Below are 16106 nucleotides of genomic sequence, written 5' to 3'. Positions count from 1 at the left end.
CTTTTTAGTTTCTAGCGCTTAGCCATTAGCTCAGCGAGAACTGAGTCTATCTTTACTTGAGAACGTTCGCCTGTCACTCTGTTCCAAAGTTCCACTTCGCCATCTGCGACACCTCGGCCGCAGATAATGATCCAAGGATTTCCAATCAGTTCCGCGTCCGCAAATTTCACTCCGGGGCTGACCTTTAGTCGGTCATCAAGCATGACCCTAAGCCCAAGAGCCTCAGCGGCTACGGTCAGGGACTCAGCGGTCTCAAAGGCAGCCTCATCCTTACCAGCCGCAATCACGTGAAGGTTCGCAGGAGCCACTGAATCTGGCCATATCAAACCCTTTTCGTCATGGAACGACTCAGCAATTACTGCCACCAACCTGGTCACGCCAATCCCATATGAGCCCATGGTTACTGTCACAAGCTTTCCGTTTGAATCAAGCACCTTTAGGCCCAGCGCCTCGGCGTATTTACGACCCAGCTGAAAAATGTGACCGATTTCGATGCCGCGAGCCATTTCCAAGGGCCCTGAACCGTCCGGGGCCGGATCTCCGGCGCGAATCTCGGCAATATCTGCAATTCCATCCGAAGAAAAGTCTCGACCAAAAGTCAGGTACCAAGTGTGCATCTGATCCTTATTGGCACCGGTAATCCACGAACTTCCCTCAGCAATTCTGGGGTCCAGAAGGTACTCGATCTTCGACTCAGCTTTTAGGCCCAAAAATTGTTTCGAGCCTTTACGGGGTCCGATGTAGCCCTTGACGAGTTCGGGGTGACTCTTGAAATCGGCTTCGTTGGCCGGCTCAACATCGCAGCCAAACCAGGCCTCGGCGCGCTTTTGGTCAACTTCTCGATCGCCGGGAATTCCAACTGTCACCAGCCTTCGCTTTCCATCTCCGGCTATTAGCGCAAGCACCACGTTTTTCAGGGTGTCAGCGGCGTGCCAGGTGCCATTTGCCTTGGGGTGATTCTCATTTGAAAAGCTAACCAAACTAGCAATTGTTGGAGTGTTGGGCGATGCGTGATCCACCGCCGCTTGGTTATCCGGAGTTATGGCCGGTGACTGCGCAAACCTAACCGCCTCGACATTTGCAGCGAAGCCGGATGCTGATCGAACAAATGAGTCTTCGCCAATTTCCGAAGGGCTCAGAAACTCCTCCGATTTCGATCCACCCATTGCTCCGGCATCCGCGCTCACGATCACATACTCAAGACCCAGGCGCGTGAAAATGCGCTCGTAGGCTGCGCGCTGGGCCTGATAAGAAACCTCGAGGCCCTCGTCAGTCACATCAAAGCTGTACGCATCTTTCATTACGAACTCGCGACCACGCAGAAGACCGGCTCGTGGCCTGGCCTCATCGCGGTATTTATTTTGAATTTGGTAGATGCTCAATGGAAGATCTTTATAGGAGTTATAAAGATCCTTCACCAAAAGAGTAAAAACCTCTTCGTGAGTTGGCGCCAGTAAGTACTCCGCGTCTTTTCTGTCTTTCAAGCGGAAAATGTTATCTCCGTAGTCGTCCCACCGACCGGTTACCTCATAGGGCTCTTTTGGGAGCAGAGCCGGAAAGAAAACCTCTTGAGCACCAGCGGCGGCCATTTCTTCTCTAACGATTTGTTCAATCTTGGATTTGACCATCAGCCCAAGGGGTAGCCAGCTGAAAACTCCCGGTGCCGCGCGCCGTATGTAGCCCGCGCGAACAAGCAACCTGTGGCTTTCTACCTCAGCGTCAGCTGGGTCTTCTCGAAGGGTCCTTAGGAATAATGAGCTCAGGCGATATGGCATGAGCACAATGTTAGCTACTCCCCGACGCTTACCTGAGCGGTTCCGATAAGTGCGCTGTCCATTTCGGCCGCAATTCGGTTTGCCTCTTCAATCAAAGTGGCAACAATCTCGTTTTCCGGAACCGTTTTGATTATCTCGCCCTTAACGAAAATCTGACCCTTGCCGTTTCCTGAGGCAACTCCCAAATCTGCTTCCCTTGCTTCACCCGGTCCGTTTACAACGCAACCCATAACGGCAACGCGAATTGGAACAGTCAGGTGAGAAAGCCCCTCGGTAACATCGTTTGCAAGAGTATAAACATCTACTTGCGCTCGCCCACAGCTTGGGCAAGAGACAATCTCTAGCTTTCTAGGACGAAGGTTCAGGCTCTCCAGGATCTGCGAGCCCACCTTGATTTCCTCAACCGGCGGAGCTGACAGCGAGACTCGAATCGTGTCACCGATTCCTTGAGCCAACAAAGCACCAAAGGCCACTGAGGACTTGATTGTTCCTTGGAATGCCGGTCCGGCCTCGGTAACTCCTAAGTGAAATGGCCAGTCTCCCCGTTCGGCAAGTAGCTGATAGGCCTTGACCATTACAACTGGGTCATTGTGCTTCACGGAAATCTTGAAATCATGAAAATCATGCTCTTCGAACAAGCTCGCTTCCCAAACGGCGGACTCCACGAGGGCCTCAGCGGTTGGCTTGCCATACTTTTGCAACAGTCTTGGATCTAGAGATCCGGCATTCACGCCGATGCGGATTGAAACTCCGGCGTCCTTGGCAGCTTTTGCAATTGCGCCAACTTGGTCATCAAATTTTCTAATGTTTCCTGGATTGACTCGCACCGCTCCGCATCCAGCTTCAATAGCTTGGAAAACATATTTTGGCTGGAAGTGAATATCGGCGATCACCGGAAGCTGGGATCGCTTGGCAATTACCCTCAAAGCTTTTGCATCATCACTGGTTGGGACAGCAACCCGAACAATGTCACAGCCCGTTGCAGTCAATTCAGCAATTTGCTGAAGCGTTCCATTGATGTCTGTGGTCTGAGTGGTGGTCATCGACTGCACCGAAATTGGAGAATCCGAGCCGACAGGCACCTTCCCAACCATTATTTGGCGAGTCTTCCGCCTAGGGGCGATTGTTGGAGGGGGTCCTACTGGAAGACCAAGATTTACAGCTGGCACTTATTACCTCTCGTTTGCTCCAAGCTTCAACAGCAAAGGAGGAAAGTTGCTTCCTAACCCAATGTTATTGGGTTTACAAGGTCCGCTAATATTAGTATCAGGCCCGTCGCAATCAGCAGCATCCACACCGCGTATGCGACAGGTAGTGCTCTAGCAGTATCGATTGGTCCCGGGTCGCTCTTTCCAACAAGCATCCAAGACCTTCTCTTCGCGCTTTCGTAAAGCGCCCCAAGAACGTGTCCACCATCTAGCGGCAGCAACGGAATCAGATTAAAGACAAATAGCGCGAGATTCAAAGATCCGATTAGCAAAAGCAGCGAGGCCAGCTTGGCCTCCACGCCAATATCGGCTGCAGTCAACTCTCCCGCTAACTGACCCACCCCCAAAATAGAGACCGCACCATTTGGATCTCGATCCGTGCTTCCGAAGGTACTTGCCGCGACCTTATAGACCTGCTGCGGCAAATCAGCGACGAAGGCAAGCATTCCGCCGGTTGCGGTGAGAGAGAAGCCGACGGATTCTCTAATGCTTAGTGGCGTCATCTCAGACCCCAACTGAATACCCAAAATTGGCCTGAGTTCAGTGACTTTATTTCCAGCCGCGTCTAAAGCTGCCGCTCCCGACTCTAGGAAAACTTGGGTCTCAATAAACGACGGCGTAATTGCCAGGGTGACATTCGCCCCGTCGCGAGCAACCCCCAGCATTGACTGACTCGTTTGGTTCTTGCTCAGTCCAGCAATTACTTCGTTCCAGTTCAGAACTGGTTTGCCGTTGACCTGATTGACGATGTCGCCAGGTAACAGCCCGGCGGCAATAGCAGGCGAAACGGGTGATCCACTTGGGCAATTACCGGCAGAATCGGCCTCGATGCATTCATAGACTTTGCTGACGCTCATCGTGGATTGCATTGTTCCAACACCGCTGAGCGCCAAAAGAATAAGCAGCATGCCCAAAAAAAGATTCATCAGCGGTCCGCCGAGCATGATGGTTAGCTTTTTTGGAGCGGAAAGTTTGTAGAACTGGCGATTTTCATCGCTGGGCTCGATGCCCTGTCTTACTTGCTGTCTGGCATCCCTAATCCAACTCGCGAATGGGCCCCGATACTGCTTGGACTCGGGAGGATACATTCCAGTCATGAGGATATAGCCACCCAGAGGTATCGCCTTTATTCCGTATTCGGTATCGCCCCTGGTCCAGGACTTAACGGTCGGACCAAATCCGATCATGTATTGATTGACTCGAATGCCAAAAATTTTCGCCGGTATCAGGTGACCAATTTCGTGCAGACCAATTGACAGAGCAATTCCAATTAGGACAATTGCAATTCCGGCCGCGTATAAGAGGATGTCGATCACGGTTCAAGGGTACCTAACACTTGATGCTTTAGCTCTGTGCTATCAGCGAATCGGCAGTCCGTCTGGCCCAGCTTTCTGCAGCCAAGAGACTTTCGAGACTCAAGGGCCCGGGAGTATGAACCTGAAGCACCTTATCGATCGTGTCGGTGATACCCAGGAAAGATATTTCACCGCGGTGAAAAGCCTCAACAGCCTGCTCATTTGCTGCGTTATAGACGGCTGGAAAAGTAAGCCCTGCCTGCCCAACCTGTCTTGCCAACTTGACGGCGTTGAAGGCATCCTCGTCAAGCGGTTCAAAATCCCATCGATGACTTTGAGTGAAATCCAACGGCTTTGTCGAGTGGGCAAGCCGATCTGGCCAACCGATAGCAAAGCCAATCGCAAGCTTCATATCCGGTACGGATGCCTGTGCAATAACCGAACCGTCATAAAACTCGACCATAGAGTGAACAATCGATTGAGGATGAACTGTCACGGCAATATTTTCGAACCCGATACCAAATAAAATGTGAGCCTCAATTACCTCTAGGCCCTTGTTTACCATGGTCGCCGAATTAGTAGTTATGACCTTGCCCATGCTCCAAGTCGGGTGCTTGAGGGCCTGAGCTGGAGTTACGTTCTCGAGTTCGGCCCTCGACATGTTTCTAAACGGACCACCGGAGGCAGTCAATATGAGCCTCGAAACTTCAGATTTTTGACCTGCCATTAAGCACTGAGCGATTGCCGAGTGCTCGGAGTCGACGGGCAAGATTTGATCTTTCGCCGCAAGCTGAGTAACCAGCGACCCACCAACTATCAGAGACTCTTTATTGGCGAGCGCTAGCTTGCTTCCTGCGCGAAGAGCAGAAAGGGTTGCCATCAATCCGGCAGAACCGGTTATTCCGTTAACCACCACATCTGCTGACAGCTCACCAGCTAAGTCAGCGGCCAGCTCCGGACCAAGGACGGCTCTTTCCTTGGACAAGCCGAACTGGACGCGTTGAGATTCGAGTAGCTCGATATTCGAGTTTCCAGAGATCCCGACGAGCTGAAACTTGTCGGGATTTGCCGCCAGCAACTCCAGCGTTTGAGTACCGACAGAACCGGTGGAGCCTAAGACCAAAACAGTGCGCATCTACCAAAGCTTAGAACTCCATCCGCATTGCGAGTCAGGAATGATAAAAATCCATATAAGTATCTAGAATTTAGACATGAGCCTTGAACAAAAAAGAATCTTGAACACCCCTATCCCAGGACCTAAGTCGGCAGAGCTTCAAAAGCGCCGAACCGCGGTTGTTTCTTCGGGTGTCGGAACAATGCTTCCGGTGTTCATTGAGCGAGCGCACAGCGCGATCCTCGAGGATGTCGACGGTAACCAGTTGATCGACATGGGCACAGGCATTGGTGTAGTCACAATCGGCCACACAAACCCCGGCGTGGTTGCCGCAGTTCAGGAGCAGGTTGCAAAACTGACTCACACCCTGTTCACCGTTGCCCCCTATGAGAAATATGTTCGAGCAGCTGAACTTCTAGCGGCTCACTCCCCCGGTTCTTTTCCAAAAAAAGTCGCCTTTTTTAATTCAGGTGCCGAAGCCGTTGAAAATGCAGTGAAGATTGCAAGACGTGCGACCGGCAGGACTGAGATCGCAGTTTTCGACCACGCTTACCACGGTAGAACCAGCCTTACGATGGCGATGAACTTCAAGGCGCATCCCTATGCCACTGGCTTCGGTCCACTTCCCGGAAGCATTCACCACGCACCCATGAGCTACCCGTTCCGCGACCCTGAGGGAATGACAGGCGAGCAGGCGGCAGCAAGGACCATTACCTATCTAGAAAAAAGAGTTGGTGCCTCCCAACTTGCCGCCGTTTTCATCGAGCCCATTCAGGGAGAAGCCGGATTCATAGTGCCGGCCCCAGGATTCCTGAAAACAATCGACAGCTGGTGCAAGGCGAATGGAATTGTCATGGTTGCCGACGAAGTTCAAAGCGGTATGGCCAGGACCGGAAAATGGTTTGCTAGCCAGTGGGAAGAAGGTTTCGACCCCGACTTAGTGACCGTTGCCAAGGGAATTGCAGGCGGCATGCCGCTTTCCGGCGTTGTAGGCCGGGCCGAAATTATGGACTCGGCACACGCCGGTGGCCTAGGTGGTACCTTTGGTGGCTCACCGACTGCCGTGGCGGCCGCAGTGGCGGTCATGGAACAACTTGAACAAGGGAACTGGCTAGATCGCGCTCAGGAAATTGGCGCCATAATCGTAGAGCGTCTAACTGAGATGATGACGATGTATCCGGTGATTGGTGAAGTTCGTGGAGTTGGCGCCATGCAAGCATTTGAACTAGTGATGCCTGGCACTCTTGACCCCAACCAGCCCGCCACGGACGCCCTCTTAAGGCACTGCCACAAAAATGGTGTCGTGGTTCTCAATGCCGGAACCTATGCAAACGTCGTTCGTTTGCTTCCGCCGCTTTCCATCTCCGATGAACTACTCCACGAGGCATTGGATGTCATTTCAGAAGGCCTGGCAACCCTCTAGCTCCGTGGCCAGCTCCCGGCCAAAAACTGTACGAATAACCACTAAACCAAAGCTAAGACTGGAACGACATGAGTCAATATGAGGACCGCCGGCTTCTAGCTGAGCTATTTGCCAAAGAAGTGAGCACCTACGTCGCGACCCATCCAAATTCGCAAAAGGCTCACCAAAAATCTCAAGCGTCGTTGGTCAATGGCGTTCCAATGCTCTGGATGGCGAAATGGCCAGGACCCTTTCCGGTTTACGTAGAGAGCGCAAAAGGCGCTCACTTTACCGATCTTGACGGCAATGACTTCACTGATTTTTGCCTTGGGGACACTGGAGCAATGTCTGGACATGCCTCAGCGCCGACTGTGAAGGCGGTGCAGGACCAGATAGCTAAGGGGGCCACCTTTATGCTTCCGACCCTCGACGCGTCAAGAAATGCCGAAACGCTTGGAGCCAGGTTCGGTCTTCCAAAGTGGCAGTTCACTCTTAGCGCGACCGACGCCAATCGCCACCTAATACGCTTTGCTAGGCAAGTAACCGGCAGGGCAAAGATCGCGGTTCACGACTACTGCTATCACGGAAGCGTTGACGAGACCTTTGCGGTGCTTGATGATCAAGGAAACACAATTTCGAGGCCAAATAATATTGGCAAACCATCGGAGCTAAACACCACAACCGTCTCGTTACCATTCAACGACTTGGCTGCTGCCGAAAAGGCATTTGCGACTGGCGAAGTCGCACTGCTCTTGATTGAACCAGGGCTAACAAACATTGGCATCGTATTACCAGAGCCAGGCTACCTAGAGGGCCTCCAAGCGCTGTGCGTAAAATACGATGTCATCTTTGCGCTTGATGAGACCCACACTCTTTCCGCAGGCGCAGGCGGCATCACGGCTCGGGATAGCCTCAAGCCCGACGCAGTTGTCCTTGGCAAGACCATAGGTGGCGGAGTTCCGGTTGGCGCACTTGGTTTCTCGGAAGAGCTTTCAGAGAAGATAGCAAACAGCCTTGAGCTTGAAAGCATCGACGTTGGAGGCGTTGGCGGCACATTGGCCGGGAACGCCCTGTCGATGGCCGCAGTCCGTGCCACCCTCGAAGAAGTGCTAACGCCCGAGAACTTCGCTCGCATGGAGCAGTTGGCAGTGACCTGGCAGGCAAACATTCAGGCCACCATCGATGAATATCAATTACCTTGGCAGGTGTCCAGAATTGGCTGCCGAGGCGAATATAGCTTTAGAGAAACGGCGCCCTCAACAGGAGCCGAAGCCGCGGCTGCCGAGGACTTTGAATTGGGGCAGTTCCTTCAGCTTCACGCAATAAACCAAGGCATTCTGATGACGCCATTTCACAATATGGTTTTAGTCTCGCCTGATACCACCGCCGTCGACATTGAAAAACACCACCGCCACTTTCGCGATGCGGTGGAACTACTATTTGCTAAGTAGTTTTCGCTTCTTTAGTGCCGATCTGACCTGCACCGCAATAACAATTGCGATTGCGACAATGAAAACAAATGAGCCAACGACGTTCGCCTCCGGCGGGATCCCTCTGGCTGCGGCCGTGTAGACAAACTTAGGAAAAGTGTCAACTGAGCCGGAGTTGAATTGAGTAATGATGAAATCATCAAAACTCAGAGCGAACGCAAGCATTGCCGCCGAAAGAATTCCGGGGAGCAATAGTGGGAACGTAATCTTCCAAAACACCTGCATTGGAGACGCATAGAGGTCTCGGCCTGCTTCCTCTAAGGCCGGGTCCAAAGTTGCGACCCTTGCCTTAACGGTGACAACAACGAAACTCAGGGTGAACATGACGTGAGCGATGATCACTGTGGTTAGACCCTTGGTCCAACCAAAGTCAAGAAACTGAGCCGCGAGCCCTGCGCCCATGACGACCTCGGGGGTTGCCAGCGGCAAAAACAGCAGCAAGTTGGTCGCGCTGCGGAATTTAAAACGGTATCGCACGAGCGCAATAGCAATCATTGTCCCCAGGACTGTCGACACTGCCGTTGCAGTTACTGCAACCAGCAGGGAGTTACCGAAAGCCCCACAAACATCCGCTTGATCGCAAACGTTTAGCCAGTTATCAAGAGTGAAGCCGCGCCAGATTATGTTCGACTTAATAGAATCATTGAAGGAGAACACGAAGGTGTATCCGATTGGGACCATAAGGAACAAGAACGTCAGGAACACATAGGTTGGAAGCAGGTACTTGCCCAGTGAGAAACGTGTCATAGTAGGTCGTCCGTTCCACTGCGTCGAACATACGCTGAGACCAACACCACGATTGTTGCCATTAGCATTACCGAGATTGCCGATGCGGTCGGGTAATCCTGAATTCTAAGGAAGTTAGCCTCAACCACGTTGCCAATCATTGCAGTATCTGGGCCTCCCAAGAAGTCTCTGCTGGCCACCACATAGTCTCCGCTAATCGGGATAAACGTCAAAAGAGTTCCCGAGATGATTCCTGGAAGTGACAGTGGAAGGGTGATTTTCCGGAAGGTTTTTGACGGGCTTGCATACAGGTCCGACCCGGCTTCAACCAGGCTCAAATCAAGTCGGTCCAGGTTGGCATAAATTGGCAGCGTCATAAACGGGATGAAGTTATAAACCAAACCAAAAACCACCGCAAAGTTAGTGCCGATTATGTAGCTGTCCGCTCCAAAAATACCGATGTCTTTGAGAACGTTCACGACCAGCGAATCATTCGAGAAAATCTGCTTCCAGGCAAAAGTACGCAGCAAAAACGAGATGAAGAAAGGCGCCACAACCAGGGTTAGCAGGATTCCTTTCAGAAGCGGTCTGTTTCTTGACTTGACGGCGATGAAGTATGCAATGGGGTAGCTGATGGCTAGGGCAAGTACGGTTGCAAGGACCGCGAAGCTAAACGAACGAAAAATCTGGGGAGCGTACTGCGTGACCGCATACACGTAGTTACCAAATTCCAGACCGAAGTCATACCTTCCGATAGCCCCGGTAGCACTGGGGGCTTTCAACGAGGTGATGATCAGAGACACCAGAGGTGTGATAAAAAATAGCGCTAGGTAGAACAAGCCTGGCAGCAATAAAAACAGCGCCACACGACCGGTCTTTGAAGGTCCCTGCTCCTTAGCCGGAGTCTGTGACCCGAATGCCACGAAAGCCATTACTGCTCTTCTTCTACTCCGGAGGGAAGATCGGACAGCCCAAAGCTGTGCTCAATTTTCCAGCTGACATAAACCTGCGCCCCAAGCTCAACGACCGGAGAACGGCCGATGTTCTGAGCGAAAACAGTCATGACGCCGATTCCTGGAATGTCAATCTGATACTGATTGGAAACTCCGGTGAATCGAATATCGGTTATCTCTCCTGGGCCCAAAATGTTCAGGCCTGGGTCATCGATTGGCTGAGTCTCGTGGAAGTAGGTTTTTTCGGGTCTTACGCCGATTGCAATGACTCCAGTTACCTTCTCACTTCTCTTAGTCAAGCCGGTAATTTTCTTACCCTTGTATTCGATGCTTGTGGTTTCAGAGTTAGTTTCGGTTACCTTGCCGATAAACATGTTTGATTGACCCAGGAACTTGGCCACAAAGGCAGTCTTAGGTCGGTCATAAAGGACCTCGGGTGAACCAAGCTGTTCGATGTGCCCCTGATTCATAACCGCCACAGTATCGGCCATGTCCATGGCTTCTTCCTGGTCGTGAGTTACGTGCAGGAAGGTAAGTCCAACTTCCATCTGAATCGCCTTTAGCTCAATCTGCATCTGACGACGAAGCTTTAGGTCTAACGCTCCCAGTGGCTCGTCTAGTAGAAGCAGGGACGGTCGGTTAACCAGGGCTCGTGCAAGAGCGACTCGTTGCTGCTGTCCACCGGATAATTGCTGCGGCCTGCGTTGTGCCAGATGTTCAAGCTCCACCATCGCAAGAGCTTTTTCAGCCTTTGCAAGTGGTTCGTTTAACTTCCGCTGCCGAATTCCAAAAGCCACATTTTCCAAAACACTCATGTGCGGAAACAGCGCATAGTTTTGAAAGACTGTGTTTACGGGTCGCTCATGAGGTTTCATGCCGGCGATATCTTTGCCGCCCAGTAATATTTCGCCCTTTGAGGGACTCTCGAGCCCTGCAATCATGCGCAGAGTCGTTGTCTTACCGCAGCCCGATGGCCCTAAAAGAGCAAAGAACTCCCCGGCAGGAATCTTGAGGTCGAGATTATCGACAGCAACAAAACCGGGGAACTCCTTGCGAATACCTTTTAGCTCCAGATCTTGACCTCTGGCTATGAACTCAGTGGCCACCTAGGAACCTAGAAGAAGGTTTTGCCAAGCAGCCGAGAAACGTTGCTCCTCTGGTCCAGTCAAGCTCCGGAACGAATGGCTCTTAGCCAGAGTGTCAGCGTTCGGGAAAATAAGCTGATTTTCTGCCAATTCTGGGTCGGCTTCAGCGGCAATTTCCTTGGCTCCAACTACTGGAGTGATGTAGTTCACCCAAAGAGCAAGCTCAGCTGCGTTTACTGGGTCGTAGTAGTACTCGATTAGAGCTTCAACATTGCGTTTGTGAGTTGCGCCAATTGGGACAACGAACTCGTCAGCCCAAAGAGTCGCACCAGATTCGGGGAAAACGAAGCCGAATGGTTCTGGGTCTTCATCGGTGCCGCTTTCGTAGTTGATGACAGTGATGTCACCGGACCAAGCGGTTGCAGCGATGATGTTTCCGGTAGTTAGGTCGTCAAGATAGCTATTTCCGCGGACGTTATAGATCTGTCCGCTGCCAATCTGAGTCTTGATCTCTTCGAGAGCTGCGTTGAAAGCATCCTCAGTGAGGCTGTCCGCGGAAGCAATGTCGATGCCCTGGCTCAAAAGAACAAGCCCGACGGTGTCGCGCATCTCGGAAAGCAACCCGACACGGCCCTTTAGCTCTGCAGCCCAAAGGTCGGACATGGTTGCCGGCTCATCCTTGCCGGTTGCTTCTTTGTAGGCCTGCTTGTTGTAGCCAATTCCAGCAAATCCACCCTGCCAAGGAATTGAGTAAACGCGGTCTGGGTCATCCGGGTTACCCTGGTAGCCAGGAGCTAGGTTCGCAACTTTGTTTGGCATGTTTGCGTTGTCCATCGCCTGAAGGTATCCACGACCGCGAAGGCGAGCTGCCATCCAGGTGGTTGGACAGGCAACATCAGCACCGATGTCCTGGCCAAGCTCTAGCTGGTCCTTGACCTTGGCGTACCAAGTGTCGTTGTCATCAATCTCAATGCGGTAATCGACAGTGATTCCGCTCTGTTCTTGGAAGCGAAGCAAGGTTGGGTAGTTACCGTCATCATCTTCGTCCATGTAGGCCGCCCAGTTGTGCCAGGTAAGTACCTTCTCACTGTCGGAAAGGTCGGTAGCCGCAACAACCGTCTCTTCGGCGGCAGCACATGATGCAAGCGATAACGCTGCGGCGGTTCCACCGACGCCGGCAAGAGCCGTTCTTCGAGAGATTTGGTGCTGTCTAGCCATCTGAACAAGCTGAGCCAACATTGGGTCTTGAGGTAGTCCTCGCTTCATAGCATTCTCCTAGGTTTACGCAGCTTCCTGCGGTTATCGGTTTTTCACGTCCTATTTTCTTTAGGGTCCAAAGGCAAGGGAAAGCTTTGCACAACTTTCACCAAAAAAGAGGCAATGAAATCTAATCTTTACTTTTCAATCTCCTATGTAGTGCATCACGTGTTTGATTCTCGTGTAGTCCTCGAAGCCGTAGTGAGATAGATCTTTTCCGTATCCGGAGTGCTTGAAGCCACCGTGTGGCATTTCAGCGGCCAATGGAATGTGGGTATTTACCCAGACGGTTCCAAAATCCAGATACTTAGCGAAACGCATTGCCCTGGTGTGGTTAGTTGTCCAAACCGAAGATGCCAGGCCATATCTGATGTCATTAGCCCACTCCAATGCCTGGGCATCATCCTTGAATTTCTGGACGGTCATGACTGGGCCAAAGATCTCGTCCTGAATGTGCTCGTCAGTTTGCTTTAGGCCAGACAGCACAGTCGGCTCAAAGAAGTAACCGCTACCGGGGATTCGTGATCCTCCGGTTTCAATCTTTGCGTGGTCAGGCAACCTGTCGATGAAACCCTGGGCCCGAGCCAGCTGGTTAGCATTATTAACCGGGCCAAACAAAATATCTGGCTCACTCGGCATGCCAACCTTTGCACTCTTTTTTACCTCGGCAATAAGTGCACTCATGAAATCGTCATATCCCGATTCCTGAACTAGCAACCTCGTGGCCGCAGTGCAATCCTGACCCGCGTTGAAGAAGCCTGCAGCAACAATGCCCTCGGCAGCCTTCTGGAAGTCGGCATCGGCAAAAACTATCACCGGAGCCTTACCGCCCAGCTCAAGGTGGACGCGCTTTAGGTCACTGGAAGCGCTCTTCGCAACCTCCATTCCTGCGCGCACTGAACCGGTGATGGAAACCATCTGAGGTATGTGGTTCTCAATCATTGCCCGACCAGTATCTCGATCACCGGTGACAACGTTGAAGACCCCTTCTGGCAGAAACTCGCTCGCGATCTCGGCAAGCAGCAGAGTCGAGGCCGGAGTGGTGTCCGAGGGCTTTAGAACGATTGTGTTTCCCGCGGCAATGGCCGGTGCAAACTTCCAAACCGCCATATTGAGTGGGTAGTTCCAAGGGGTCACTTGACCGATAACGCCGATTGGCTCTCTTCTAATAGAAGAAGTGTGATCCCTCAAGTATTCGGCAGTCGCCCTGCCCTCCAGGTTCCTGGCTGCTCCCGCGAAAAATCGAATCTGATCAATCGAAGGTCCGATTTCGTAGTCAACCAATGTGGTTCGGGGCTTGCCGGTATTTTCAGACTCAACATCAGCCGCTTCTTCGGCCCTTGCCTCAAGAGCGTCCGCAATTCTAAACAGCGCAAGCTGGCGTTCGGAGGGGGTTGTCTGTGACCAAGTTTCGAAAGCTTTAGCAGCGACCTTATAAGCGTGGTCGACATCAGCGGCGCTAGATACTGGAGCATGCGCATAAACCTGCTCAGTCGACGGGTCGATAACGTCGCTAACACTGTCGGTTACAGGTGGCTGATATTTGCCACCAATAAAGTTCTGCAATTTTTTTACGGCCACTGTTCACCACTCCTCTTCGAGTTAATCCACTAAAACTCTAAACCCAAATAAGCATTTCGACACTCAAGTCTCCAAACAGGACCGATTTCGTAACAAATTGACAATAATTCGGCGGAAAAGACCATTTGGGACGCTAAAAAGTGTGATACTGACGGTATGTCCAAAACCCTAAGGACCCGCCGGTCGCAACTTGACGAGACTTCTAAGCTCATCGTCGAAGAGCTGCAGCATGACGGTAGGAAGTCCTACGCGGAAATTGGAAAGGTCGTCGGACTATCTGAAGCGGCCGTGAGGCAGCGAGTCCAGAAGTTGACTGAAGCCAAGGTTATGCAAATTGTCGCGGTAACCGACCCTCTTGTCTTGGGTTTTTCGAGACAAGCGATGATCGGAATCAAATGCTCCGGAAATGCTCTGATTATCGCTAAGTCGCTGGCAGAGATAGCCTCCGTTGACTATGTGGTGCTGACTGCCGGAAGCTTCGACATCATGGCTGAGGCTGTCTGCGAGGACGATGATGCCCTGCTAGCCCTTATCCATGAGCAAATACGAGCATTGCCCGGAGTCATTTCCGCCGAAAGTTTTGTGTACCTAAAACTAGAAAAGCAGCACTACAACTGGGGAACTCGATGACGAGTTTCTCTCCAACTAAAAAACAGTAAGAAGTGATATGAAATGGCAATCCAGGAGAACAACAAGACTAAATCCCTAAGGGATCTGTTCAGTTCCAAGAAAAAAAGCCACGTTTCAAATGCATCCAAGTCCGACTTCCCGATAGTCCACGCCATGGCAGCCGGTCAAGAGGTCGGGGACAAGGCGCTTCAAAAGAGTGCGAAGAAGCACCTTTGGATGCACTTCACTCGTCACAGCCCATACAACAAAATTGACATGACCATTATTCAGAAGGCCGATGGTCACTACCTGACTGATTCAAAGGGCCGCAGAGTCATCGACGGACTATCCGGACTCTTCACGGTCAACGCTGGGCACGGCAGACAAGAACTAGCTGATGCTGCTGCCAAACAAACCATGGAGCTTGACTTCATGCCGCTATGGTCCTACGCACACCCAAGAGCCGTAGAGCTTGCCGAGAGGTTGATTTCATACGCGCCAAAGGACCTGACCAGAATCTTTTTCACCACCGGTGGTGGCGAAGCAGTGGAATCGGCTTGGAAGATCGCCAAGCAGTATTTCAAGATGACGGGCAAACCCCTAAAACACAAGGTGATTTCTCGGCAGACCGCCTATCACGGCACCAGCCACGGTGCGCTTTCAATAACTGGAATTGCCGCCTTCAAGCAGATGTTTGAGCCGCTTGTTCCATCCACATTCCGCATCCCGAACACCAACTGGTATCGAGCAGATTCACGTTTCAAAACCGAGGATGAATTCGCGCTCTGGGCTGCCAACCGCTTAGAAGAAGTTATCTTATTTGAAGGGCCCGATACTGTTGCGGCATTCTTTGTCGAGCCAATTCAAAATGCGGGTGGATGCTTCACGGCACCAAACAGCTACTTCAAGCGCATTCGCGAAATCTGCGATAAGTACGACGTTATCTTGGTCGCAGACGAAACCATCACCGGCTTTGGCCGCACCGGAGAAATGTTTGGATCACAGCGATACGACATAAATCCAGACATGATGATCACCGCCAAGGCGATTACTTCAGGTGTCGCACCACTCGGCGCTCTATTCATAAAGGAAAAATACTTCACTCCTTTCAACGAGGGCACCGTCACTCTTGCCCATGGCTATACGTTCGCGGCCCATCCGGTCGCTTGCGCGGTGGCATTGGCAAACTTGGACATCTATGACAAGGAAAGACTGGTCGACAACGTCCGGATCAACTCCCCGATCTTCCGCAAGACACTTGAAAAGCTGAAGGACCTGCCAATCGTTGGAGACGTTAGAGGCGATGGTTACTTCTTCGCAATAGAGCTAGTTCGAAATCAGGAAACTAAGGAGTCTCTGACTCGAGAAGAGTCCGAGAAAATTCTTCGAGGATTCTTGAATAACGCTCTTTACGAACAGGGTCTCTACTGCCGTGCCGACGATCGTGGGGATCCGGTAATTCAACTTGCCCCTCCCCTTACCTGCGGTCCGAAGGAATTCGAAGAGATCGAGCAAATACTGAGATCGGTTCTGATAGAGGCCGGTAAGCGACTCTAACTTGGTAATTTTTCCACAGGTCCCGGAGCCTAAATTTCGGACCTGCTGGAAACT

Annotated in this window: 13 protein-coding genes; 4 read left to right on the top strand and 9 right to left on the bottom strand. The window is 51.8% G+C overall.

The features are described 5' to 3' along the window. Nucleotides 1–11: 11 nt before the first annotated feature. From IMCC13023_RS03470 to dxr, 4 genes are read right to left on the bottom strand one after another with little or no spacing between them, the layout of a single operon-like run. A complete protein-coding gene (locus tag IMCC13023_RS03470; protein ID WP_040324883.1) occupies nt 12–1775 on the bottom strand; it encodes a proline--tRNA ligase in 1764 nt (587 codons plus the stop codon). A gap of 14 nt (nt 1776–1789) precedes the next feature. After that, nucleotides 1790–2944: a flavodoxin-dependent (E)-4-hydroxy-3-methylbut-2-enyl-diphosphate synthase gene (ispG, locus tag IMCC13023_RS03465; protein WP_040324881.1), complete on the bottom strand. Its 1155-nt coding sequence runs from the start codon at nt 2942–2944 to the stop codon at nt 1790–1792. A gap of 53 nt (nt 2945–2997) precedes the next feature. Then, nucleotides 2998–4299 carry a M50 family metallopeptidase gene (locus tag IMCC13023_RS03460; protein ID WP_007541300.1) on the bottom strand — a complete coding sequence of 434 codons (1302 nt, stop codon included), beginning with the start codon at nt 4297–4299 and terminating at the stop codon, nt 2998–3000. Nucleotides 4300–4327: 28 nt separating this feature from the next. Then, nucleotides 4328–5413 (bottom strand): 1-deoxy-D-xylulose-5-phosphate reductoisomerase, encoded by a 1086-nt coding sequence (dxr, locus tag IMCC13023_RS03455; protein WP_007541298.1) that lies wholly within the window; start codon nt 5411–5413, stop codon nt 4328–4330. A gap of 76 nt (nt 5414–5489) precedes the next feature. Between dxr and gabT the strand changes: the two genes are divergently transcribed. Both gabT and IMCC13023_RS03445 read left to right on the top strand, forming a co-directional pair. Then, nucleotides 5490–6815: a 4-aminobutyrate--2-oxoglutarate transaminase gene (gene gabT / locus IMCC13023_RS03450; protein WP_007541296.1), complete on the top strand. Its 1326-nt coding sequence runs from the start codon at nt 5490–5492 to the stop codon at nt 6813–6815. Between the two features lie 68 nt (nt 6816–6883). Then, entirely contained in the window at nt 6884–8245 is a 1362-nt protein-coding gene (locus IMCC13023_RS03445; RefSeq protein ID WP_007541294.1) for a transaminase, read from the top strand. On the opposite strand, the gene IMCC13023_RS03440 is transcribed toward IMCC13023_RS03445, so the two are convergent. The 5 genes from IMCC13023_RS03440 to IMCC13023_RS03420 form a co-directional block, all read right to left on the bottom strand. Next, nucleotides 8231–9031, bottom strand: a complete 801-nt coding sequence (locus IMCC13023_RS03440) for an ABC transporter permease (protein ID WP_040324880.1) — start codon at nt 9029–9031, stop codon at nt 8231–8233. The genes IMCC13023_RS03445 and IMCC13023_RS03440 overlap by 15 nt on opposite strands. Further along, nucleotides 9028–9942, bottom strand: a complete 915-nt coding sequence (locus IMCC13023_RS03435) for an ABC transporter permease (protein ID WP_007541289.1) — start codon at nt 9940–9942, stop codon at nt 9028–9030. The genes IMCC13023_RS03440 and IMCC13023_RS03435 overlap by 4 nt, the downstream gene beginning before the upstream one ends. After that, nucleotides 9942–11069 carry an ABC transporter ATP-binding protein gene (locus tag IMCC13023_RS03430; protein WP_007541286.1) on the bottom strand — a complete coding sequence of 376 codons (1128 nt, stop codon included), beginning with the start codon at nt 11067–11069 and terminating at the stop codon, nt 9942–9944. The genes IMCC13023_RS03435 and IMCC13023_RS03430 overlap by 1 nt, the downstream gene beginning before the upstream one ends. Continuing rightward, nucleotides 11070–12314, bottom strand: a complete 1245-nt coding sequence (locus IMCC13023_RS03425) for a polyamine ABC transporter substrate-binding protein (protein WP_007541284.1) — start codon at nt 12312–12314, stop codon at nt 11070–11072. It lies immediately after the preceding gene. Between the two features lie 135 nt (nt 12315–12449). Next, on the bottom strand, nt 12450–13886 hold the full coding sequence (locus tag IMCC13023_RS03420) for a gamma-aminobutyraldehyde dehydrogenase (protein ID WP_007541282.1): 1437 nt from the start codon (nt 13884–13886) through the stop codon (nt 12450–12452). Between the two features lie 156 nt (nt 13887–14042). On the opposite strand from IMCC13023_RS03420, the gene IMCC13023_RS03415 reads away from it, so the two are divergent. Together IMCC13023_RS03415 and IMCC13023_RS03410 are read left to right on the top strand one after the other, a co-directional pair. Then, entirely contained in the window at nt 14043–14516 is a 474-nt protein-coding gene (locus tag IMCC13023_RS03415; RefSeq protein WP_007541280.1) for an Lrp/AsnC family transcriptional regulator, read from the top strand. A gap of 42 nt (nt 14517–14558) precedes the next feature. After that, on the top strand, nt 14559–16052 hold the full coding sequence (locus IMCC13023_RS03410; RefSeq protein ID WP_007541277.1) for an aspartate aminotransferase family protein: 1494 nt from the start codon (nt 14559–14561) through the stop codon (nt 16050–16052). Nucleotides 16053–16106 lie beyond the last annotated feature (54 nt).

The sequence above is a fragment of the Candidatus Aquiluna sp. IMCC13023 genome (genome assembly GCF_000257665.1).
GTDB lineage: Bacteria > Actinomycetota > Actinomycetes > Actinomycetales > Microbacteriaceae > Aquiluna.
This window is presented reverse-complemented; position numbering and strand designations above follow the sequence as displayed.

Excerpts from the sequence above, each read along its gene's own strand:
- gabT (WP_007541296.1), top strand. The coding sequence starts at position 5,490 with ATGAGCCTTGAACAAAAAAGAATCTTGAACACCCCTATCCCAGGACCT.
- IMCC13023_RS03435 (WP_007541289.1), bottom strand. The coding sequence starts at position 9,942 with ATGGCTTTCGTGGCATTCGGGTCACAGACTCCGGCTAAGGAGCAGGGA.
- IMCC13023_RS03415 (WP_007541280.1), top strand. The coding sequence starts at position 14,043 with ATGTCCAAAACCCTAAGGACCCGCCGGTCGCAACTTGACGAGACTTCT.
- IMCC13023_RS03445 (WP_007541294.1), top strand. The coding sequence starts at position 6,884 with ATGAGTCAATATGAGGACCGCCGGCTTCTAGCTGAGCTATTTGCCAAA.
- IMCC13023_RS03410 (WP_007541277.1), top strand. The coding sequence starts at position 14,559 with ATGGCAATCCAGGAGAACAACAAGACTAAATCCCTAAGGGATCTGTTC.
- IMCC13023_RS03425 (WP_007541284.1), bottom strand. The coding sequence starts at position 12,314 with ATGAAGCGAGGACTACCTCAAGACCCAATGTTGGCTCAGCTTGTTCAG.
- IMCC13023_RS03470 (WP_040324883.1), bottom strand. The coding sequence starts at position 1,775 with ATGCCATATCGCCTGAGCTCATTATTCCTAAGGACCCTTCGAGAAGAC.
- IMCC13023_RS03440 (WP_040324880.1), bottom strand. The coding sequence starts at position 9,031 with ATGACACGTTTCTCACTGGGCAAGTACCTGCTTCCAACCTATGTGTTC.
- dxr (WP_007541298.1), bottom strand. The coding sequence starts at position 5,413 with ATGCGCACTGTTTTGGTCTTAGGCTCCACCGGTTCTGTCGGTACTCAA.